The organism is Micromonospora sp. NPDC047812 (assembly GCF_040704175.1).
GTDB lineage: Bacteria > Actinomycetota > Actinomycetes > Mycobacteriales > Micromonosporaceae > Micromonospora.
In genome coordinates this window covers 1,339,717-1,359,067 of the sequence record NZ_JBEYRY010000001.1, presented here as the reverse complement: position 1 = coordinate 1,359,067, position 19,351 = coordinate 1,339,717, and the positions used below count along the sequence as shown (strand labels likewise).

General features: G+C 74.9%; 19 protein-coding genes and 1 pseudogene. 12 read left to right on the top strand and 8 right to left on the bottom strand.

The genetic code is table 11. The features are described from left to right. The 3 genes from AB0883_RS06265 to proB form a co-directional block, all read right to left on the bottom strand. Positions 1–399: a YbaB/EbfC family nucleoid-associated protein gene (locus AB0883_RS06265; RefSeq protein ID WP_366639835.1), complete on the bottom strand. Its 399-nt coding sequence runs from the start codon at positions 397–399 to the stop codon at positions 1–3. A gap of 127 nt (positions 400–526) precedes the next feature. Further along, positions 527–1,771: a glutamate-5-semialdehyde dehydrogenase gene (locus AB0883_RS06260; RefSeq protein WP_366639833.1), complete on the bottom strand. Its 1,245-nt coding sequence runs from the start codon at positions 1,769–1,771 to the stop codon at positions 527–529. A gap of 11 nt (positions 1,772–1,782) precedes the next feature. Then, positions 1,783–2,892 (bottom strand): glutamate 5-kinase, encoded by a 1,110-nt coding sequence (proB, locus tag AB0883_RS06255; protein WP_366639831.1) that lies wholly within the window; start codon positions 2,890–2,892, stop codon positions 1,783–1,785. A 61-nt stretch (positions 2,893–2,953) separates the two neighbouring features. Between proB and AB0883_RS06250 the strand changes: the two genes are divergently transcribed. The 3 genes from AB0883_RS06250 to AB0883_RS06240 are packed head-to-tail and all read left to right on the top strand — an operon-like array spanning position 2,954 to position 6,300. Then, positions 2,954–3,265, top strand: coding sequence for an MGMT family protein (locus AB0883_RS06250; protein WP_121399921.1), 312 nt, complete (start codon positions 2,954–2,956; stop codon positions 3,263–3,265). 32 nt (positions 3,266–3,297) lie between these two features. Beyond that, the gene (locus AB0883_RS06245; protein ID WP_366639829.1) at positions 3,298–4,719 is read left to right on the top strand and encodes an MFS transporter; all 1,422 of its coding nucleotides are present in this window, start codon (positions 3,298–3,300) and stop codon (positions 4,717–4,719) included. 27 nt (positions 4,720–4,746) lie between these two features. Continuing rightward, the gene (locus AB0883_RS06240; RefSeq protein ID WP_366639827.1) at positions 4,747–6,300 is read left to right on the top strand and encodes an aminotransferase class V-fold PLP-dependent enzyme; all 1,554 of its coding nucleotides are present in this window, start codon (positions 4,747–4,749) and stop codon (positions 6,298–6,300) included. Between the two features lie 40 nt (positions 6,301–6,340). On the opposite strand, the gene AB0883_RS06235 is transcribed toward AB0883_RS06240, so the two are convergent. Beyond that, positions 6,341–7,528, bottom strand: a complete 1,188-nt coding sequence (locus AB0883_RS06235; protein WP_366639825.1) for a hypothetical protein — start codon at positions 7,526–7,528, stop codon at positions 6,341–6,343. Then, positions 7,521–8,087 (bottom strand): SigE family RNA polymerase sigma factor, encoded by a 567-nt coding sequence (locus tag AB0883_RS06230; protein WP_233600117.1) that lies wholly within the window; start codon positions 8,085–8,087, stop codon positions 7,521–7,523. The genes AB0883_RS06235 and AB0883_RS06230 overlap by 8 nt, the downstream gene beginning before the upstream one ends. Positions 8,088–8,264: 177 nt before the next feature. On the opposite strand from AB0883_RS06230, the gene AB0883_RS06225 reads away from it, so the two are divergent. Together AB0883_RS06225 and AB0883_RS06220 are read left to right on the top strand one after the other, a co-directional pair. Then, positions 8,265–8,855 carry an NADH-quinone oxidoreductase subunit B gene (locus AB0883_RS06225; protein ID WP_132231313.1) on the top strand — a complete coding sequence of 197 codons (591 nt, stop codon included), beginning with the start codon at positions 8,265–8,267 and terminating at the stop codon, positions 8,853–8,855. Positions 8,856–8,914: 59 nt separating this feature from the next. After that, positions 8,915–10,231 carry a DUF2252 domain-containing protein gene (locus tag AB0883_RS06220; RefSeq protein ID WP_366639823.1) on the top strand — a complete coding sequence of 439 codons (1,317 nt, stop codon included), beginning with the start codon at positions 8,915–8,917 and terminating at the stop codon, positions 10,229–10,231. A 7-nt stretch (positions 10,232–10,238) separates the two neighbouring features. On the opposite strand, the gene AB0883_RS06215 is transcribed toward AB0883_RS06220, so the two are convergent. After that, the gene (locus AB0883_RS06215; RefSeq protein ID WP_366639822.1) at positions 10,239–11,285 is read right to left on the bottom strand and encodes a glucose 1-dehydrogenase; all 1,047 of its coding nucleotides are present in this window, start codon (positions 11,283–11,285) and stop codon (positions 10,239–10,241) included. A gap of 353 nt (positions 11,286–11,638) precedes the next feature. Between AB0883_RS06215 and AB0883_RS06210 the strand changes: the two are divergent. Continuing rightward, a pseudogene (locus AB0883_RS06210) lies at positions 11,639–12,205 on the top strand (NADH-quinone oxidoreductase subunit C); the annotation flags it as partial. A 332-nt stretch (positions 12,206–12,537) separates the two neighbouring features. After that, positions 12,538–13,500, top strand: coding sequence for a complex I subunit 1 family protein (locus AB0883_RS06205; RefSeq protein WP_366639821.1), 963 nt, complete (start codon positions 12,538–12,540; stop codon positions 13,498–13,500). Positions 13,501–13,510: 10 nt separating this feature from the next. On the opposite strand, the gene AB0883_RS06200 is transcribed toward AB0883_RS06205, so the two are convergent. Then, complete coding sequence (locus AB0883_RS06200) at positions 13,511–14,602, bottom strand: glutathione S-transferase C-terminal domain-containing protein (RefSeq protein WP_366639820.1); 1,092 nt, start codon at positions 14,600–14,602, stop codon at positions 13,511–13,513. Positions 14,603–14,723: 121 nt separating this feature from the next. On the opposite strand from AB0883_RS06200, the gene AB0883_RS06195 reads away from it, so the two are divergent. Beyond that, the gene (locus AB0883_RS06195; protein ID WP_366639818.1) at positions 14,724–15,158 is read left to right on the top strand and encodes an ester cyclase; all 435 of its coding nucleotides are present in this window, start codon (positions 14,724–14,726) and stop codon (positions 15,156–15,158) included. Here AB0883_RS06195 and AB0883_RS06190 read toward each other — a convergent pair. Further along, entirely contained in the window at positions 15,139–15,711 is a 573-nt protein-coding gene (locus AB0883_RS06190) for a Uma2 family endonuclease (protein WP_366639816.1), read from the bottom strand. The two genes, AB0883_RS06195 and AB0883_RS06190, sit on opposite strands and share 20 nt — an antisense overlap. A 93-nt stretch (positions 15,712–15,804) precedes the next feature. Between AB0883_RS06190 and AB0883_RS06185 the strand changes: the two genes are divergently transcribed. From AB0883_RS06185 to AB0883_RS06170, 4 genes are read left to right on the top strand one after another with little or no spacing between them, the layout of a single operon-like run. Further along, entirely contained in the window at positions 15,805–16,431 is a 627-nt protein-coding gene (locus AB0883_RS06185; protein ID WP_366639815.1) for an NADH-quinone oxidoreductase subunit I, read from the top strand. Then, positions 16,428–17,039: an NADH-quinone oxidoreductase subunit J gene (locus AB0883_RS06180; protein WP_366639813.1), complete on the top strand. Its 612-nt coding sequence runs from the start codon at positions 16,428–16,430 to the stop codon at positions 17,037–17,039. The genes AB0883_RS06185 and AB0883_RS06180 overlap by 4 nt, the downstream gene beginning before the upstream one ends. Then, complete coding sequence (nuoK, locus tag AB0883_RS06175) at positions 17,036–17,359, top strand: NADH-quinone oxidoreductase subunit NuoK (RefSeq protein WP_366639811.1); 324 nt, start codon at positions 17,036–17,038, stop codon at positions 17,357–17,359. Before AB0883_RS06180 ends, nuoK begins: the two co-directional genes overlap by 4 nt. Further along, a complete protein-coding gene (locus AB0883_RS06170; RefSeq protein ID WP_366639809.1) occupies positions 17,356–19,302 on the top strand; it encodes an NADH-quinone oxidoreductase subunit L in 1,947 nt (648 codons plus the stop codon). The genes nuoK and AB0883_RS06170 overlap by 4 nt, the downstream gene beginning before the upstream one ends. Positions 19,303–19,351: the final 49 nt, after the last annotated feature.

The following is a 19,351-nucleotide window of genomic DNA, read 5'->3' as shown; positions in this document are numbered from 1 at the left end:
TCAGCTCCCGTGCAGTTTCCGCATTGTCTCGCTGACGGCCTGGCTGATCTCCCGCATCTGCCGCAGGCCCTGGTCCTGGAGGCGTTCGATGGTGGCGGTCATCGCGGCGAGGCCGGGCATCGGTTCGGTGGCGGCCACCCCGTCGTCCTGGCCGTCGAGCGCGGCGTTGACCGCATGGCGCAGCTCGGCGGCGAGGTATTCCGAGCCCTCCCGGAGCACCCGCGGATCGATGTCGACGGCGCTGACCCGGCCGTCGGTGCCGAGCGTGACCCGGATCCGGCCGTCGGCGGCCTCGGCCACCGACTCCGAACGCTCCCGGGGTGCGGCGGCGCCACCCACCTCGCGCAGCGCGGCCCGCGCCTGCGCCAGTTGCTGTTCCAGGGCACTCTCGCCCAGCATGCCGCCTCCCCAAGACAAGCCGTGCCGAACCCGACCCAGACTAGCGGTCACCCGCAATCCGGCGGTGGCCCCGCCGCCCGGCGGTCACGCCTCCGGCCGTCCGGGCACGTGCGAGCGTCGGGGGAGGTCAGCCGCGCAGGTGGCCGTTCCCGGTCACCACGTACTTGGTGGAGGTCAGCTCGGGCAGGCCCATCGGGCCGCGGGCGTGCAGCTTCTGCGTGGAGATGCCGATCTCGGCGCCGAAGCCGAACTCGCCCCCGTCGGTGAACCGGGTCGAGGCGTTGACCATCACGGCCGCCGCGTCCACCCGGGCCACGAAATCCCGGGCGGCGGTGGCCGAGTCGGTGACGATCGCCTCGGTGTGCCCGGTGCCGTACCGCCGGATGTGCGCGACCGCCGCGTCGAGCGAGTCGACGACGGCGACCGAGATGTCGGCCGAGAGGTACTCGGTGGCGAAGTCCTCGTCGGTGGCGGGTCGCACCGCGGCCGAGTGGGCGGCGACCCGGTCGTCGCCGTGCACGGTGACGCCGGCCTCGGCGAAGGCGGCCAGCATCGGCGGCAGGAAGGCGTCGGCGACCGCCGCGTGCACGAGCAGCGACTCGGCGGTGTTGCAGGTGGAGAGCCGCTGGGTCTTCGCGTTCAGCGCGATGGCGACGGCCTTCGACAGGTCGGCGGCGGCGTCGACGTAGACGTGGCAGTTGCCCACCCCGGTCTCGATCACCGGCACGGTGGACTCCTCCACCACCGTGCGGATCAGGGACGCGCCGCCGCGGGGGATCAGCACGTCGACCAGGCCCCGGGCGCGCATCAGCTCCTTGACCGAGTCGCGGCTGGTGGCGTCGAGCAGTTGCACCGCGTCCGCCGGCAGGCCTGCGTCGCCCACCGCGTCCCGCAGCACGGCGACCAGGGCCGCGTTGGAGTTGGCCGCCGACGACGAGCCCCGCAGCAGCGCCGCGTTGCCGGACTTCAGGCAGATGCCGGCGGCGTCGACCGTCACGTTCGGCCGGGCCTCGTAGATGATGCCCACCACGCCGAACGGCACCCGGATCTGGCGCAGCTCCAGCCCGTTGGGCAGGGTCGAGCCCCGGACCACCTCGCCCACCGGGTCCGGCAGCGCGGCCATCTGCCGCAGCGCGTCGGCGATGCCGGCCACCCGCCCCGCGTCGAGGGCCAGCCGGTCCAGCACGGCCGCGCTCAGCCCGGCCCCGCGCCCGGCCGCCAGGTCCGTCGCGTTCGCGGCCAGGATCTCCGGCGTACGCGCCACCAGCGCGTCGGCCATCGCCACCAGCGCGGCGTCCTTGGTCGTACGCGTCGCGACGGCCAGCGCCTCCGCCGCCGTACGCGCCCGCCGGGCCTGTTCGCTCACGCTCATCGCCGCACTCCTCACAGCAGTACGAGGTCGTCGCGGTGGACGACCTCCCGTTCGTACGCCGGGCCGAGCGCCGCGGCGAGTTCCGTGGTGGACCGGCCGAGCAGTCCGGGCAGCTCGACCGCGTCGTAGTTGACCAGTCCCCGGGCGACCGGCGCGCCCTCGACGTCCACCAGGTCGACCGGGTCGCCGGCGGTGAACGCCCCGTCCACGGCCGTGATCCCGGCGGGCAGCAGCGACTTGCGCCGGCCCACCACCGCCGCGACCGCGCCCGGGTCGAGGTGCAGCCGCCCCCGGGGGGTGGTGGCGTGGGCCAGCCAGAAGAGCCGGGCCGTCGGGCGGCGGCGGCTCGGGTGGAACAGGGTGCCGACGGGCTCGCCGGCCAGCACCGGGGCGGCCAGCGGCGCGGCGGTCAGCACCACCGGGATGCCGAATCCGGTGGCGATCCGGGCCGCCTCCACCTTCGTCACCATGCCGCCGGTGCCCACGCCGGCCCGGCCGGCGCCGCCGATGTCGATGCCGGTCAGGTCCCGCTCGTCGAGCACCTCGCTGATCCGGCTGGAGCCCGGGCGGGCGGGGTCGCCGGTCCAGAGGGCGTCCACGTCGGAGAGGAGCACCAGCAGGTCGGCGTGGACCAGGGCGGCGACGAGGGCGGCCAGCCGGTCGTTGTCGCCGAACCGGATCTCCTCGGTGGCGACCGTGTCGTTCTCGTTGACGATCGGCACCGCCCGCAGGTCGAGCAGCTTGCGCAGGGTGCGGTACGCGTTGCGGTAGTGCGCGCGCCGGGTCACGTCGTCGACGGTGAGCAGCACCTGTCCGACGGTCTGCCCGTGCCGGGCGAAGGCGGCGGCGTACCGGCCGATCAGCAGGCCCTGCCCGACGCTGGCGGCGGCCTGCTGGGTGGCCAGGTCGCGCGGACGGCGGGACAGCCCCAGCGGCGCGAGGCCGGCCGCGATCGCGCCGGAGCTGACCAGCACGACCTCCCGGCCCTCGGCGGCGAGCGCGCCCAGGGTGCCGACGAGCGCGTCGACCCGCCCGTCGTCCAACCCGCCGGCGGCGGTGGTCAACGAGGAGGAACCGATCTTGACGACGACCCGCCGGGCCGCCGTGACCATGTCGCGCACCCGCCCATTCTGCGTGGTCGGTGCGGGCGCGCCCCGGCGCGTTCTCATATCGTGGCCGGTCGTGAGACCTGACGAGTACGTCGAGGCGGTGCTGGAGCTGGTCGAGCGGATCCCGCCGGGCCGGGTGATGTCGTACGGGGCGGTGGCCGACGCGCTGGCCGAACGCTCGGGACGGGCGTCGGCCCGGCTGGTCGGCTCGATCATGGCGCGGCACGGCGGGGGCGTGCCCTGGCACCGGGTGGTGAACGCGGCCGGCCGCCTGCCACCCGGCCACGAGCGGGAGGCGCGGGACCGGCTGCGCGCCGAGGGGACGCCGCTGCGCGGCGACGGGGTGGACATGAGGGCGAGCTGGTCCCCCGAGGAGGGGATGTGACCCGTGCCATAACGTGAGTAACATTCGGCGTCATGGACGCGCCCTCGGGTGGAGCTGCTCCGGTCGCTGGCGTGCTGCCGCGCCGGGTGCACGCCGGTTATGCGCTCGGATCGCTGGCCACGGGCGCGTTCGGCACCGTGCCCGGCCTGCTCCTGCTGCCGTACCTGACCGACACCCTCGGCGTAGCGGCGGGCGCGGCGGCGCTGCTGGTGCTCCTGCCGAAGGCGTGGGACGTGCTGGTCAACCCGGTCGCCGGCCGGATCTCCGACCGCACCCGGTCGCGCTGGGGCGCTCGCCGGCCGTACCTGCTGGGCGCCGGGCTCGCCCTCGGCGTGCTCTTCGCCGCCATCTTCGCCGCGCCGTTCGGCGCCGGGCCGGCCGCCGGGGCGTACGTGGCGGTGGCCTTCCTCGCCACCGCCACCGCGTTCGCCTTCTTCCAGGTGCCGTACGTGGCGATGCCGGCGGAGCTGACCGGCGACTACGCCGAACGTACCCGGCTGATGAGCTGGCGGATCGCGGTGCTGGCGCTGGCCATCCTGGTCTCCGGCGCGGTGGCCCCGCTGGTGCGCGACGTCGGCGGGGGAGGCGTCTCCGGGCACCGCTGGATGGGGCTCTTCGTCGCCGCTCTGATCGTGCTCGGCGCGCTCGGCGCGTTCCTCGGCACCCGCTCCGCGCCCGGCGGCGCGGTGGGGGAGAGCGAGCCGACGCTGCGCGCCCAGCTCGCCGTCGCCGCCCGCAACCGACCGTTCCGGGCGCTGCTGGTCTGCTTCGTGGTGCAGTCCGCCGGGGTGGCCACCGTCCTCGCCGGGGTCAACTACTTCGCCGACCAGATCCTGCGCGATCCCAAGGGCGGGCCGACCGTCCTGTTCGCCTGCTTCGTCGGGCCCGCGCTGCTGGTGATGCCGCTCTGGACCCGGGTCGGGGCGCGGGTCGGCAAGCTCGCCGCCCTGGTCGCCGCCTCGCTGATCTTCGCGGTGGGCGCGCTGGCCCTGGTCGCCGCCCCGGTGCTGCCCCCGCCCGCGGTCTACCTGCTGGTCGCGCTGATCGGCGTCGGCTACGCCGGGCAGCAGGTGTTCGCCCTCGCCATGCTCCCGGACTGCATCGCGTACGACACGGCGCGCACCGGCCGGCGGCAGGCCGGCGTCTTCACCGGGCTCTGGACGGCCGGGGAGACCTTCGGGCTGGCCCTCGGGCCGGGCATCTTCGGCCTGGTGCTCCAGCTCAGCGGCTACGTCTCCTCCGACACCGGCACGGCGGCCACCCAGTCCGACACCGCCCGGCTGGGCATCCTGATCGGTTTCACCGTCCTCCCCGCCCTCCTGGTGGGTCTGGCGGTCCTCGCCCTGCGCCCCTACGACCTGACCCCGGCCCGCCTGGCCGCCGCCGAGGCCGACCCGACCGCCCGTACCCGCCCCGCCGATCATGCGGTTGTGGTGGGGGACGAAAGCCGCTGAACCCCTTGGAAAGGGCACCACGACTCCATGATCGACGACGAAGCTGACCGGCGGGCGCTGCCCGGCAACGGGCTGCCCGCCGAGCGGGTGCTGGCGGAGGTGTCGGCGCTGCGGGGCGCCGACCGGCCGACGCACGGTGGGCGGCTGTTCGCGTACGTCTACGACCCGGCGGTGCCGGGGCTGGACGAGCTGGCCGCCGCCGCGTACGCCGGCAGCGCCCACGTCAACGGGCTCGACCCGACCGCCTTCCCGTCGCTGCTGGCGATGGAGAACGCGCTGGTCGGTGCGGCCGCCCGGCTGCTCGGCGGGGGCCCCGGCAGCGCCGCGCCGGACGTCGTCGGCAGCGTCACCAGCGGCGGCACGGAGTCGCTGATCCTCGCCGTCAAGGCCGCCCGGGACGCCCACCCGGAGATCGCGGCGCCCCGGATCGTGGTGCCGGCCAGCGCGCACGCCGCGTTCGCCAAGGCGGCGCACTACCTGCGGGTCGCCGTGGACACGGTGCCCGTGTCGGCGTCGACGCTGCGGCCGGCCGCCGCCGACGTGGCCGCCGCCATCGGCCCGGAGACCGTGCTGGTGGCCTGCTCCGCCCCCTCGTACGCGCACGGCGTCATCGACCCGGTCGCCGAGATCGCCGACGCGGCCGCCGCCGCCGGGGTGCGCTGCCACGTGGACGCGTGCTTCGGGGGCTGGACCCTGCCGTACCTGCGCCGCCTCGGGGCGGACGTGCCGCCGTTCGACTTCGCCGTCGCGGGGGTCACCTCGATCTCGGTGGACCTGCACAAGTACGCGTACGCCCCGAAGGGCGTGTCGGTCCTGCTGCACCGCGACCCGGCGCTGCGCGCCCCGCAGTACTTCGCGTACGCGGACTGGCCCGGCTACACGATGGTCAACCCGGTCATCGCCTCCACCCGCTCCGGCGGGCCGATCGCCGCCGCGTACGCCACCCTGCGGCACCTCGGCGACGACGGGTACCTGCGGCTCGCGGCGGCCACGCGGGACGCCGTCGCCGGCCTCGCCGACGCCGTACGCGCGGTCGACGGGCTGCGGCTGATGGCCGAGCCGGAGTCGACCGTCGTCTGCTTCACCGCCACCGATCCGGGCCTCGACCTCTTCGTGCTGGTCGACGAGCTGGCCGCCCGGGGCTGGCACACCCAGCCCCAGCTGTCGTACGCCGACCTGCCGCCGAGCGTGCACCTGACGGTGACCGCGGCGGTGGCGCCGCGGGTGACCGAGTTCGGCCCGGACCTGGCCGACGCCGTGGCCGCCACCCGGGCCGCCGGGCCGGTGGCGCTCCCCGCCGAGCTGCTCGCCCTCGCGACCACGCTCACCCCCGACGCGCTCACCCCGGAACTGGTCGCGGGCCTGGCCGCCGGCCTGGGCCTGACCGGCCCCACCCCCGCAGACGCGGCCGGTTCCGCCGGAGCGGCCGGCCCCGCCGGTCCCGACGACGACGCCGGTCCCGTGGGTGCGCCGCCGGGGCGGATGGCGGTGGTGAACACCCTGCTCGACGCCGCGCCGCCGGCGCTGCGGGAACGCCTGCTGGTGGAGTTCGTCGGCCTGCTGCAACGTCCCACCTGGTGAGCGGCGGCGTCCACCCCGCCGGGTGGACGCCGCCGCCGGATCACCTGTCCACGCGGACGTCGACCTGGTTGTCCCCGGGGGTCAGGTCCGGCCAGTAGCGGTGGTCGGTGCCGTAGTGGACCAGCCAGACCGACGGATCCGCGTCGAGGCCCTCGGGCCCGAGGCGGAAGCGGAAGGTCCAGCTCCGGCGCTCCCCGGCCGGCACCCCCTCGGTCAGGCACGACGGCCACTCCGGCTGTTCGCGGGGCGGCTCGCACCGGTCCCAGTCGCCGCCGTCGGGCGTGCCGAAGGCCTCCATGTGTCGAAAGGCGACGCGGTCCGCGTCGAGGGGGCCCCGGTTGGTCACGGTCAACGTCACCGTGCCCTGGGACCGGCCGCGCTCGTCCGCCGGTCCGACGACGAACGGCCCGGCGGAGATCGCGAGGTCGGTGAGGCGGGGGTCCCGGCCCCAGGTGGTCGGACCGCCGGTCTGGGCGAACCGCTCGCCGTCCCAGCCGTACGTCCGCCACTGCTGTCGCACCCAGTACGCCGGGATGCTGCAACAGGGCTGGATGTCGGCGACCTGGACGCGGACCTTCCCGTCGGCCACGGCGACGGCGCGGACGTCCTCGAAGCCGCCGTCACCCTTCTCGTGCGTCCGGGCCACCCGCCCCAGCGTGACGATCCGCCCGGCGGCGTCCCGGTCGAAGGCGACCACCTGCTTCGCCGACGCCTCGCCGATGCGGCAGCCGAGCAGGGCCAGCGTCTCGGTGGCGCCGTCGGCGTCGACGTCGCCGTGCGTGACGCTGATCAGGTACGGCCGGTCCACCTCCGTCGTGGTGGCCGGCAGCAGGGTGATGCGCGTGGTGTCGGCGCAGTTGCGGCCGGCCCACGCCGGCAGGTCGAGCGTGGCGGCGCGCAGCTGCCGCCCGGTGATCCGGCCGTCCGGCGCGGTCGGTGCCGACGGTGACCGCGACGCGTCGGGCGAGGGTTCGGGCGACGGGGACCAGGTCGGGCCGGCCGTCGGCGTGGCCGCCGGCGGTCCCGGCGGGGAGGTCTCCCGCAGCGCCGCGACGGCGGCGATCGGGGCCACCACCAGCGCGACGGCGAGCGCCCCGGTCGCGACGGTGGCGCGGCGGCGACGCCGCAGCGTACGCCGGGCCGCGTCCGGGCCCGGACCGTCGATCCGGTCCGTCACGTCTCCGCGGTACGCGGCGAAGCGCGCCCGCAGCGGGTCCTGCTCAGGCATGACCGACTCCCTCCGGGTTCTCGTCGAGCAGGGTGGCCAGGACGGCGCGGCCCCGGTGCAGCCACGACTTGACCGTTCCCTCGGCCACCCCCTCCTGGACGGCGATCTGGGCGACGGACATGTCGGCGAGGTAGTGCAGGACGACGGCCCGGCGGTGTTTCTCGGGCAGCGCCGCGAGCGCCCTGTCGATGGCCACCCGGTCCGGCGTCGGGCCCGGCACCTGCGTCTCCACCCGCCGCTGCCGCAGCAGGTGGCTGCGGGCGGTACGCAGCCGGCGCCACCGGCTGCGGGCGAGGTTCCAGGCCACCCGCCGGATCCAGGCCACCGGGTCGTCGTAGCGGACCAACCGGTCCCACCGGGCGAGCGCCCGGCAGAACGCCTCCTGCGCCAGGTCCTGGGCCTGGCCCAGGTCTCCGGTGTACGCGCAGAGCTGCGCGGTCACGCTCCGGAAGTGCGCGTGGTAGAAGTCGTCGAAGGTGATCGCCGCCCCGCCCCCGCCGGCCGGCGCGTCGACCGTCGGAGGTGGTTCGTTGGCGCGGGCCCCCATCGTCACTGTCACTGTCCCTCCCCGTTCGAGCCACCCAGGGCGTCTGGCGGCGGTAACACTCCACCGAGCCGCGGCCGGTTGCGGCTGGCGCGGTCGTGGATCCGACGCCGGGACGGGGCCGCCGACGGGTCGACCGGTGCCGCCGCGGGCTGTGGTTGACTGGTGGCGGTGCTCGGGAAGGGGGCGGTCGTGCAGGTGCCGGGAGTGCTCGGTGAGCCGATCCGGTTCGTGCTGAACTGGGGCCGCCGCTACTCGCTCTGGGTCTTCAACTTCGGCCTGGCCTGCTGCGCGATCGAGTTCATCGCCACCAGCATGGGCCGGCACGACTTCATGCGGCTGGGCGTGATCCCGTTCGCGCACGGTCCCCGGCAGGCCGACCTCATGGTCGTCTCCGGGACGGTCACCGACAAGATGGCCCCCGCGATCAAGCGGCTCTACGACCAGATGCCCGAGCCGAAGTACGTCATCTCGTTCGGCGCGTGCTCCAACTGCGGCGGCCCCTACTGGGATTCGTACTCGGTGACCAAGGGCGTCGACCAGCTCATCCCGGTCGACGTCTACGTGCCCGGCTGCCCGCCCCGGCCCGAGGCGCTGCTGCACGGCATCCTGCGCCTCCAGGAGAAGATCGCCGCCGAGCAGTCCGGCATCGGCGGCGTGCCCCGGCCGGACGCGCTCGCCCCGCCGGTCGACGCCCCGCCGGCCGACGCCGGCTCCACCGGCGTGCTCCCGCGCTCGGCGGAGTCGCTGACCGCCCCGCCGGTCCGCCCGCCCACCCCCTGAGCCGTACCGTCCGGTCGGACGAGGGCCCCGGTTGGTCGGCGGGGGCTAGCCTGCGCACCATGAACCACTCCGCCGACCAGCGTTCCGCCCACATCGTCGACGTGCTCACCGAGGAGTTCGGCGCGTCGATGGCCCTCGACCCGGCCGCCTTCCGGCGCAAGTTCCGCAAGATGGCCGCGTCGCCGTTCGCCTTCTACCGGGGCAGCGCCTCGCTCTTCTACGCCGACCAGGTCGGCGACTTCGCCGACGACCGGTTCCTCGACGACCGGACCAGCCGGGTGTGGATCCACGGCGACCTGCACGCGGAGAACTTCGGCACGTACATGAACGCGTCCGGGCAGCTCGTGTTCAACGTCAACGACTTCGACGAGGCGTACGTGGGGCCGTTCAGCTGGGACCTGAAGCGGCTGGCGGCCAGCGTGGCCCTGCTCGGCTACGCCAAGGCGCTCTCGGACCGGGCGATCAGCGACCTGGTCGCCGGCTTCGCGGGGTCGTACCTGACCGAGCTGCGCGCCATCGCCGCCGGTGGCGACGACGCGATCGGCTCGATCACCCTGGACAACGCCGACGGGGTGCTCCGCCGGGTGCTCCAGCAGGCGCGGCTCAACACCCGGGTCGACCTGCTCGCCACGCAGACCACCATCGACAACTACGAACGCCGGTTCTCACTGGGCGACGGCGTCTTCGAGATCGACGCCGAGACCCGGGCGCGGGTCTGCGCCGCGTTCGAGGACTACCTCGGCACGCTGCCCGCCTCCTCCGCCCGGTTCCGTCCCGTCGCCACGCAGATCAAGGACGTGGTGCTGCGCAAGGGGGTGGGCATCGGCTCGGCCGGGCTGCCGTCGTACAACCTGCTGCTCGAAGGGCACACCCAGGCGCTGGAGAACGACGTCGTCATCTACATGAAGCAGGCCCAGGTGCCGGCGGTGGCCCGGCACATCGCCGACGAGACGGTCGCGGGCTACTTCCAGCACCAGGGGCACCGCACCGCCGAGTCGCAGCGCGCGCTCCAGGCGCACGCCGACCCGTGGCTGGGCTTCACCGAGCTGGACGGGGCCGGCCAGCTCGTCGCCGAGGTCTCCCCGTACGCGGCCGATCTCGACTGGGCCGACGTGAACGAGCCGGAGGAGCTGGCCGGCGTGCTGGCCGACCTGGGCCGGGCGGTCGCCCGGATGCACTCGGTGGCCGACGACGAGTCGAGTCACGACCTGGTCGACTACTCCACCGAGGAGGCGATCGTCGCGGCGGTGGACGCCGACGAGGCGGGCTTCGTGGCGCACCTGGTCGACTTCGCCCACGCGTACGGCGTCCGCGCCCGGCAGGACCACCAGCTCTTCGTCGACCTGTTCCGCAACGGCCGGCTGCCCGGCCTCTGAGCGTTCGTCAGGAACCGAACTCCAGCACCACCTTGATGTCGTCCGGTTCGGAGGTGTACGCCTCGGCGTACGCCTCCACCGGCACCCGGCGGGTGATCAGCGAGTCGAGCCACGACCGGTCGGCGCGGGCCAGCGCCGTGGCGGCGAGGTCCCAGTGCCGGCGGTTGGCGTTCACCGAGCCGAACACCACGTTGTTCTCCAGCACGAGCGCGCGGTTGAGCGCCCCGGCGTCGAGGTCGATGGTCCGCCCGCCGCTGGAGACGCCGGTCAGGCAGACGATGCCGGTCGGCGCGGCCTTGTACATCACGTCGAGGACGACGACCGGCGCCCCGGTGCACTCCAGCACCACGTCGGGCTCGAAGTCCAGCTCGCTGACGGGCACGGTGTGGTAGGTCGCCCCGAGCGCCCGGACCAGGTCCGGCTTCGGCCCGGTGGTGTTGCGGTCCAGCACGTGCACGGCGAGCCCGCGCTGCGTGGCCAGCAGCGCGGCCAGCAGGCCGATCGGCCCGGCCCCGGTGACCAGTACGGTCTGCGGCTGCCACTCGGCGCGGGCACCGATGCGCTCGATGTGCTCCCACGCCTTCGCCACCACGCTGGTCGGCTCCAGCAGCATGCCGACCGAGGCGAGGGCCCGGTCCAGCCCAACGGCGAACCGGGGTTGCAGCCGCCAGCGGTCCCGGGCGAAGCCGGGCAGGGCCTTGATGCCGTGCTCGGTGAACCGACCGTTGCGGCACATGTCCCACTCGCCGACCGCGCAGTTCGGGCAGGGCACCGGGTCGGGGTGCCGGACGACGCCCGCCACCAGGTCGCCGGGTTGCAGCGTGCCCGACGGGTCCTCCAGCACCCGGCCCAGCGACTCGTGCCCCAGCACCAGCCGGTCCGCGCCGGGCGGCGCCTCGCCGTACTCGCCGGCGATGATCTCGTGGTCGGTGCCGCAGATCCCCACCGCCAGCGCCTCGACCAGGATCGCGCCCTCCTCGGGCGGCGGCTCCGGATGGTCGTCGACCAGGCGCAGGGAGTCGGCGACACCCGGGTTGACAGTCACAGCGCGCACGACCTCATCCTTCCCCGCCGCCCGTCCCCCCGCCGCCAAAGCGCTCAGATCCTCCAAACCCCACCCCCCGAGTCCCCACCCGCGCCCTACTCCCGCCACCCGCCGCCGCCCGCCCGCCCGCACCCATCTCCCCGCACCCGGTCCCACCCCCACCTCTCCGCGCCCGCGATCATGCAGTTGTGGTGGGGGGCGAAGGTGGCGCACCGGGTTGAACCGGGCACCACCACTGCATGATCGACCGGGTGGGGGCGTCCCGGGTGGGGAGTGGGGGTGGGCGCCGCAAGGGTGGTGGCCGGGGTGGGTGGGGCGTTCGGTTGGGTGGGGGGCGCGGGGCAGCACCTAGGATCAGCGGCATGACTCCGGAAGAGGTCGGGCAGCGGATGGTGGCGCTGCTCGCGCCCGCCGAGGTGACCCCGTCGGTCTCCGGCGGCCAGGCGCACGCCCGCGCCACCGTCGACGTACCGCCGGCGAGCTGGCCGGACGCGCTCCGTGCGGCCCGCGACGACGCCGAGCTGGCCTGCGACTACTTCGACTGGCTCTCCGCCGTCGACGAGCTCGCCGGCGGCTTCGACGTGGTGGCGCACCTCTGGTCGACCACCCGCCGGCACGGGCTGCTGCTGCGCACCCGGGTGCCCCGGGACGCGCCGGCGGTCGCCTCGGTGGTCGACGTCTACCCGGGTGCCAGCTGGCACGAGCGGGAGACGCACGAGATGTTCGGCATCGACTTTCCCGGCCACGCCGGGCTGGCGCCGCTGCTGCTGCCGCCCGAGTTCGAGGGGCACCCGCTGCGCAAGGAGTTCGTGCTCGCCTCCCGGGTGGCGAAGCCCTGGCCGGGCGCGAAGGAACCGGGCGAGTCCGAGGCCGGCGGCGGGCGTCGGCCGATCCGCCCGCCGGGCGTACCCGCGCCGGGGGAGTGGGGGACGACGCCGACGCCTGCCGGCGCGGGCGGGGTCGGGGAGGGGCCGCGCGGCGGCACCCCGGCCCGCCCGGCCCGGGAGCGGCCCGCCCGGCCGGCCCCGGGGGCCCGCCCACCCCGTACCGCCCGGCCCGCCGCCACCGCCGACGGCCCGGCACCCGCCGACCCGGCGGCTACCGGACCCGCCGACCCGGCGGCCACCCGGCCCGCCGACGCCGCTCCGCCGGCCGCCGCGCCCGGCGGCCGGCCGACCCGCTCCGGCCCGCCGGCGGACCGGCCCGCACCGGAGGGGCCGGCCGCGTCGGAGGGTTCCGGCGACGACGGAGGTACGCCCTGATGCCACTGTGGTTGGAGCTGGTCATCCGGGTGGGGGGCGTGCTCGTCGCCTTCCTCACCCTGCCGCTGCTGGTCGGGCAGGCCGAGCACAAGGTGATGGCGCACATGCAGGGCCGGCTCGGCCCGATGTACGCGGGCGGCTTCCACGGCTGGGCCCAGCTCGTCGCCGACGGCGTGAAGTTCGTGCAGAAGGAGGACGTCACGCCCCGGGAGGCGGACCGGGCGGTCTTCCGGCTCGCCCCGGCGGTCGCCCTCGTGCCCTACCTGCTGGTCCTGCTGGTGATCCCGCTCGGCCCGGACGACCTGGTCGGGCAGCCGCTGGACATCGGCCTGTTCTTCGTGCTGGCCGTCGTGGGCGTCGGCGTCGTGGCGGTGCTGATGTCGGCGTGGGCGTCGGCCAACAAGTACAGCCTCCTCGGCGGCCTGCGCGGGGCGGCCCAGCTGCTCGGCTACGAGCTGCCGCTGGTGCTGGCCGCCGCGTCGGTGGCGATGGCGGCCGGCACGCTCAGCCTCTCCGGCATCGTCGAGGCGTGGCAGCCGTGGTGGCTGCTCTGGCAGGCCCCCGCCATGGTCGTCTTCTTCTTCGCCGGGCTCGCCGAGATCCGCCGCCCGCCGTTCGACATGCCGGTGGCCGACTCCGAGCTGGTCTTCGGCTACATGACGGAGTACACGGGCCTGCGGTTCGCGTTCTTCCTGCTCGCCGAGTACGTCGGCATCGTGGTGATCGCCGCGCTCACCACCGTGCTCTTCCTCGGCGGCTGGCAGGGCCCGTTCGCCGACGCGCAGCTCGGCTGGCTGTGGACCCTGCTGAAGGTCTTCGCCGTCTCGTTCCTGATCATCTGGCTCCGGGTGTCCTACCCCCGCCTGCGCGAGGACCAGCTCCAGCGCCTCTGCTGGCTGGTCCTGGTCCCCGTCTCCCTGGGCCAGCTGGTCCTCACCGCCGCCGTCCGCGTCGCGCTGTAGGGCCGCGCGGTCAGCGCAGCGGGGTGTGGGCGGGGTCGACGCGCTCGGCGGGCGGGGGCGGCGGGGGCGGGGTGCCGTCGCCGAAGGGACGGCCACCGAGGGACTCCCGGCCGTGCGGGGTCAGCCAGTTCGCCAGGTCGGGGCCGAGCGGCACGATCCCGGTCGGGTTGATGTCGCGGTGCACCTCGTAGTAGTGCCGCTTGATGTGGTCGAAGTCGACCGTGTCGCCGAAGCCCGGCGTCTGGAACAGGTCCCGGGCGTACGCCCAGAGCACCGGCATCTCGGTCAGCTTGCTCCGGTTGCACTTGAAGTGCCCGTGGTAGACCGGGTCGAAGCGGACCAGCGTGGTGAACAGCCGGATGTCCGCCTCGGTGATGGTGTCCCCGACCAGGTAACGCTGCCCGGACAGCCGCTCGCCCAGCCAGTCCAGTCGATCGAACAGCCGGTGGTACGCCTTCTCGTACGCCGCCTGGTCGCCGGCGAAGCCGCACCGGTAGACGCCGTTGTTGACGTCCCGGAACAGCAGCGCGCTCACCTCGTCGATCTCGTCGCGCAGCCGCTCCGGGTAGAGGTCGGGCGCCCCGTCGCGGTGGTACGCCGTCCACTCGGTGGACAGGTCGAGGCTCATCCGCCCGAAGTCGTTGGTGACCACCTGCCCGGTCGGCACGTCCACGATCGCCGGCACGGTGATGCCCCGCTCGTAGCCGGGGAACCGGGCGAAGTACGCCTCGGCCAGCCGCTCGATGCCGAGCACCGGGTCGCGCCCGCCCGGGTCGAGGTCGAACGTCCAGCTCCGCTTGTCGTGGGTCGGGCCGGCCACCGCCAGCGAGATCGCGTCCTCCAGCCCGAGCAGCCGCCGGACGATGATCAGCCGGTTCGCCCAGGGGCAGGCGCGGCTGACCGCCAGTCGGTACCGGCCGGGCTCCACCGGCCAACCGTCGCGGGCGTCGGCCGTGATCCGGGTGGCGATGTAGCGCTGGTCCCGGGTGAACTCGCGGCCCGGCTCGACGTACCTGCCGCCGGTCCGCATCAGCACCTCGTCGCCGCTGGTGGCGGTGCCTCCCGCGTCAGCCGTCGTGCCGCCTTCGGTCGTGCCGCCCATGCCCCACCCCTCCGCCGTCGCCCGTCGCTCGTCCCATCATGGCGGCTGCGCCGCCCTCGGGCGCGCCGAGTGCCGACTCCGCCGCCCAAGCTCGGCCCCGGCCGGCGGTTAGGCTGCCGCGATGATCGATGTGGAGGCGGCGGCCCGACGCTTCATCGCCGACGTGTGGAACGGCGCGCGGGAGGAGTCGGCGTACGAGCTGGTGTCGCCGGAGTGCCCGGGGCTGGGCGGGGCCGGTCCGGAGGCGACGCTGGCGTGGCACCGGGAGCGCCGCGCCGCCTTCCCGGACCTGCGCTACAAGCTCGTGGACGTGGTGGCCGCCGGGGACCGGGTGGCGGTGCACTGGCGGGCGGCGGGCACCCAGGCCGGGCCGTTCGGCCCGGTGCCGCCGACCGGGCAGGTGGTCAGCTACTCGGGGGCGAGCTTCCTGCGTTTCGACGACGCGGGCCGGATCGTCGACGTGTGGAGCTGCAACGAGCTGTTCCAGCTCCTCCAGCAGTTGGGCGTCGAGATGCTCCCGCCCGCGCCCGGTGGGCTCAGCGGGACCGGGGCGTGATCCTGCCGAGCGGGATGTCGATCTCCCACGGCTCGGGCACGAGGATCCCGTCGGTCATCCGGGCCTGCTCGACGTAGACCCGCTTGGCCGGGTCGAGCTTGTGGACGTGCACGACGATCCCCGACTCGGTCTCGATCCGCCAGAAGTAGGGGATGTCGGCCTCGGCGTAGAGCGCGGGCTTGAGCACCCGGTCGATGCTGCGCGACCCCTCGGAGACGATCTCGACCACCAGCATCACCTCGTGGGGCCGGTAGTGCGAGGGGTTGCGCGAGGCCGCGTCCAGCTCGGTGACCAGCACGTCGGGGATGAAGGCCCGGGTGCGGGAGAGCCGCACCTCGACGCCCTGCGTGACGTCGAGGTCGGCGGGGCAGCTCTCCTGGAGAGCCGCACCGAGCATCAGTGCGATGGACTGGTGGAGTCGCGTGGGGGAGGGCGACACGATGAGGTTTCCGTCCAGGAGTTCGTGGCGGCGGCCGTCGTCGGGCAGGCGGTCGAGGTCGTCGACCGTCCACCCGCCCGGCGGCGGACAGTCGCCCTGCAGCGCGGCGGTCATGGCGAGCCCTTTCCGGTGCGTCGTTCTCCCCGCCTCACGGTACCGCCGGCAGACCCCGGGTGGTGGTCGCGCGCGCCGCGGCCACAGGGCAGGATGGTCGGCATGACCGACCGCAGCGAGCGCAGCGAGCCGGGCGGCGCCGGCGGAGACCGTGGCCTGCCGGGCTCGGGCCTGGTGAAGGGGCTCGCGGTCACGTTGAAGACGATGACGCGCCGCTCGACCACCCAGCAGTACCCGGACGTCGCCCCCGAGCTGCCGCCCCGCTCGCGCGGGGTGATCGCGCTGCTGGAGGAGAACTGCACGGTCTGCATGCTCTGCGCCCGCGAGTGTCCGGACTGGTGCATCTACATCGACTCGCACAAGGAGGAGGTGGCGGTGCCCGGCGCCGCCCGCCCCCGCCAGCGCAACGTGCTCGACAAGTTCGACATCGACTTCTCGCTCTGCATGTACTGCGGCATCTGCGTGGAGGTCTGTCCCTTCGACGCCCTCTACTGGTCGCCGGAGTTCGAATACGCCGAGTACGACATCAAGGACCTGCTGCACGACAAGGACCACCTGGGGCAGTGGATGGGCACCGTGCCGCCGCCGCCCGCGCACGACCCGCACGGTGAGCCGGCGAAGGAGGAGACCGCCGCCGCGCGCAAGGCCGCGGTCCCGGCCGCGCCCGCCGCCCGTCCCGCCGCCCCGCCCGTACGCCCCGAGCCCGAGGCCGGCGCATGACCGGTGCGGACGTGCTGCTGCTCGCCCTCGGCGCGCTGGCGGTCGGTTCGGGGGTGCTGGTGGTGGCCACCCGGCACCTGGTCCGGGCCGGCCTCTACCTGGTGCTCTGCCTCGGCGCGCTGGCCGGGATGTACCTGGTGCTCACCGCCGAGCTGGTGGCCTGGGTGCAGGTGCTGATCTACGTCGGCGCGGTGGTGGTGCTGCTGCTCTTCGCGGTGATGCTCACCCGCGCCCCGATCGGCGCCTCCGACGACCTGGACCGGCCCGGCTGGGCGGCGGCGCTGGTCGGCGGCGGCACCGGGCTCGGGCTGGCCGCCCTGCTGGTCGACGCGTACCGGTGGACGGCCGTGGAGCTGCCCGAGGCGGGCACCGCGGAACGCCTGGGCGACCAGATCTTCCGCAGCTGGGTGCTCCCCTTCGAGGTGCTCTCGGTGCTGCTGCTGTCCGCCCTGGTCGGCGCGATCGTGATCTCCCGCCCCGACATCGGCCGGCCGAGGACCGGTGGGCCGGGCACCGACCGGTCCCGCACCGGCGGACCGGGCACCGGACGGTCGGGCGCGGCCGTCGCCGGCGCAGGTCCGGACGACGACGGCGGGCGGTCGCGGTGAGACCCGTCATCCCGTACGTCACCGCCGCGCTGCTGTTCGGCCTCGGCGTCTACGGCGTGCTGCGCCGGCGCAACGCGGTGCTGGTGCTGATGGCCGTCGAGCTGATGCTCAACGCGGTCAACCTGATCCTGGTCACCGCCGACACGACCGTGCGCGCGCACCTGCCGCACGGCGGGCAGGTCTTCGCGCTCTTCGTGATCGTGCTGGCCGCCGCCGAGATCGGGGTGGGCCTGGCGATCGTGCTCCAGCTCTACCGGCTGCGGGCCACCGTCGCCGTCGACGAGGTGCCGCTGACCGAGCGCCCGGAGGGGGAACGGTGAGCACGACCACCCTGCTCGGCGTGCTGCTGCCGGCCGTACCGCTGGTGGCGGGTCTGCTCGGCCTGCTGCTGCCGCCGGCCCCGCGCGCCGCCGACGGGGCCCGGACCGGGGAGGACCGGGCCCGGCGGGTGGCGATCGCGCTCGGCGTGGCCGGTGCGGCCGGTGCGCTGGTGCTCGCCGTCGCCCTGCTGGTCACCCTCGACCGGCCCGCCGAGGCGTCCACGACCTGGGTGGACCTGGGCGGGCTGACGGTCAGCCTCGGGGTGCGGCTGGACTCCGCCGCCGCGCTGGTCGCCGTCGCGGTGGCCGCGGTGGCGCTGGCCGTGCAGGTCTACTCGATCGGCTACCTGCGCCGGGGCCCGCACGACGACGTCGACACCGACCACCGCTACGCGCCGTACGCGGCGCAGATCAGCCTCTTCACCGCCGCCATGCTGCTGGTGGTGGTCGCCGGCGACCTGATCCTGCTGCTGGTCGGCTGGGAGGTGATGGGCATCTGCTCCTACCTGCTCATCGCCCACGACCGCCGGCTGCCGGAGGCGCCGGCCGCCGCGATGAAGGCGTTCCTGGTGACCCGGGTCGGCGACGTCGGTTTCCTGCTCGGCATCGCGCTGCTCGGCGTCTCGGCCGGCAGCTTCCGGATCGCCGACGTGCTCGCCCACGACCACGCCACCGGCACGCTGACCGCCGCCTGCCTGCTGCTGCTGGCCGGGGTGGCCGGCAAGAGCGCCCAGTTCCCGCTGCACACCTGGCTGCCGGACGCGATGGCCGGCCCGACGCCGATCTCGGCGCTGATCCACGCCGCCACGATGGTCGCCGCCGGCGTGTACGCGGTGACCCGGCTCTACCCGCTGTTCGAGGCGACCCCGGTGGCGCTGGCCGTGCTCGGCGTGATGGCGTCGGTGACTCTGCTGCTCGGCGCGTTCGCCGCCACCGCCCAGGACGACCTCAAGCGCGTGCTGGCCTGGTCGACGGTCTCGCAGATCGGCTACATGACGGGCGCGCTCGCGGTCGGCTCGCCGCCGGCCGCGCTGTTCCACCTGCTCACCCACGCCGCCTTCAAGGCGCTGCTCTTCCTCGCCGCCGGCGCGGTGATCCACGCGGTGGGCACCACGCTGATGTCCCGGATGGGCGGGCTGCGCCGGGGCATGCCGGTCACCTTCTGGTGCACGGTCGTCGGGCTGGGCGCCCTGGCGGGGGTGCCGCCGCTGTCGGGCTTCTGGAGCAAGGACGGCGTGCTGACCGTCGCCCAGGAGGCCGCCCTGCACGGGACCGGTCCGGCCCCGGCCTGGGTCGGCTGGCTGGTCTGGCTGGCCGGGCTGGTCGGCGTCGCGGTCACCGCCTGGTACGCCACCCGCCTGCTGCTGCGCACCTTCCTCGGCGAGGCGCGGATGCCGTTGGCCCATCCGCACGACCCGCCCGCCGTGATGCGCTGGCCGCTGCTGCTGCTCGCCGTGCCGGCCGCCCTGCTCGGCCTCGCCGGTTTCGTCCAGGGCTTCGCCCGCCGGCTGCTGCTGACGCCCACCTCCGGCGCGCCGGCCGGGGAGCACCTGCTGATCCACGTCGGCCCGGAGCTGCTGCTGCCACTGGCGCTGCTGGCCGCCGGGGCGGGGCTCGCCTGGCTGCGCTGGCGGCGGGACCCGGTCGCCGACCCGGCGACCGCGCTGGGTCCGCTGCGGCCGGTCTTCGCCGCCGCGTTCCGGCTCGACGACGCCCAGCGTGCCCTGGTCGTACGCCCGACGAAGGCGCTGGCGCGCGCGACGCGTACCGCCGACGAGGTCGTGGTGGACGGCGCGGTCGAGGGCAGCGGCCGGGCCGCGCTCGGCCTCGGCGGCGGCCTGGCGGCGCTGCACCGCGCGGCGCTGCCGCGCGCGGCGGTCGGCGTGCTGGCCGGGGCGCTGCTGATCGGCCTGACGGCCGTCGTGATCGGAGTGGTCCCGTGAGCGCGAGGAGTGAGCCGGTTTTGCGAGCCCCGCAGTCGCGAACTGAGGT

What these genes read in the sequence shown, in the direction of transcription:
- AB0883_RS06265 (WP_366639835.1), bottom strand. Translation starts at nt 399, where the DNA reads ATGCTGGGCGAGAGTGCCCTGGAACAGCAACTGGCGCAGGCGCGGGCC.
- AB0883_RS06260 (WP_366639833.1), bottom strand. Translation starts at nt 1,771, where the DNA reads ATGAGCGTGAGCGAACAGGCCCGGCGGGCGCGTACGGCGGCGGAGGCG.
- AB0883_RS06245 (WP_366639829.1), top strand. Translation starts at nt 3,298, where the DNA reads ATGGACGCGCCCTCGGGTGGAGCTGCTCCGGTCGCTGGCGTGCTGCCG.
- AB0883_RS06240 (WP_366639827.1), top strand. Translation starts at nt 4,747, where the DNA reads ATGATCGACGACGAAGCTGACCGGCGGGCGCTGCCCGGCAACGGGCTG.
- AB0883_RS06235 (WP_366639825.1), bottom strand. Translation starts at nt 7,528, where the DNA reads ATGCCTGAGCAGGACCCGCTGCGGGCGCGCTTCGCCGCGTACCGCGGA.
- AB0883_RS06220 (WP_366639823.1), top strand. Translation starts at nt 8,915, where the DNA reads ATGAACCACTCCGCCGACCAGCGTTCCGCCCACATCGTCGACGTGCTC.
- AB0883_RS06205 (WP_366639821.1), top strand. Translation starts at nt 12,538, where the DNA reads ATGCCACTGTGGTTGGAGCTGGTCATCCGGGTGGGGGGCGTGCTCGTC.
- AB0883_RS06200 (WP_366639820.1), bottom strand. Translation starts at nt 14,602, where the DNA reads ATGGGCGGCACGACCGAAGGCGGCACGACGGCTGACGCGGGAGGCACC.
- AB0883_RS06195 (WP_366639818.1), top strand. Translation starts at nt 14,724, where the DNA reads ATGATCGATGTGGAGGCGGCGGCCCGACGCTTCATCGCCGACGTGTGG.
- AB0883_RS06190 (WP_366639816.1), bottom strand. Translation starts at nt 15,711, where the DNA reads ATGACCGCCGCGCTGCAGGGCGACTGTCCGCCGCCGGGCGGGTGGACG.
- AB0883_RS06185 (WP_366639815.1), top strand. Translation starts at nt 15,805, where the DNA reads ATGGTCGGCATGACCGACCGCAGCGAGCGCAGCGAGCCGGGCGGCGCC.
- AB0883_RS06180 (WP_366639813.1), top strand. Translation starts at nt 16,428, where the DNA reads ATGACCGGTGCGGACGTGCTGCTGCTCGCCCTCGGCGCGCTGGCGGTC.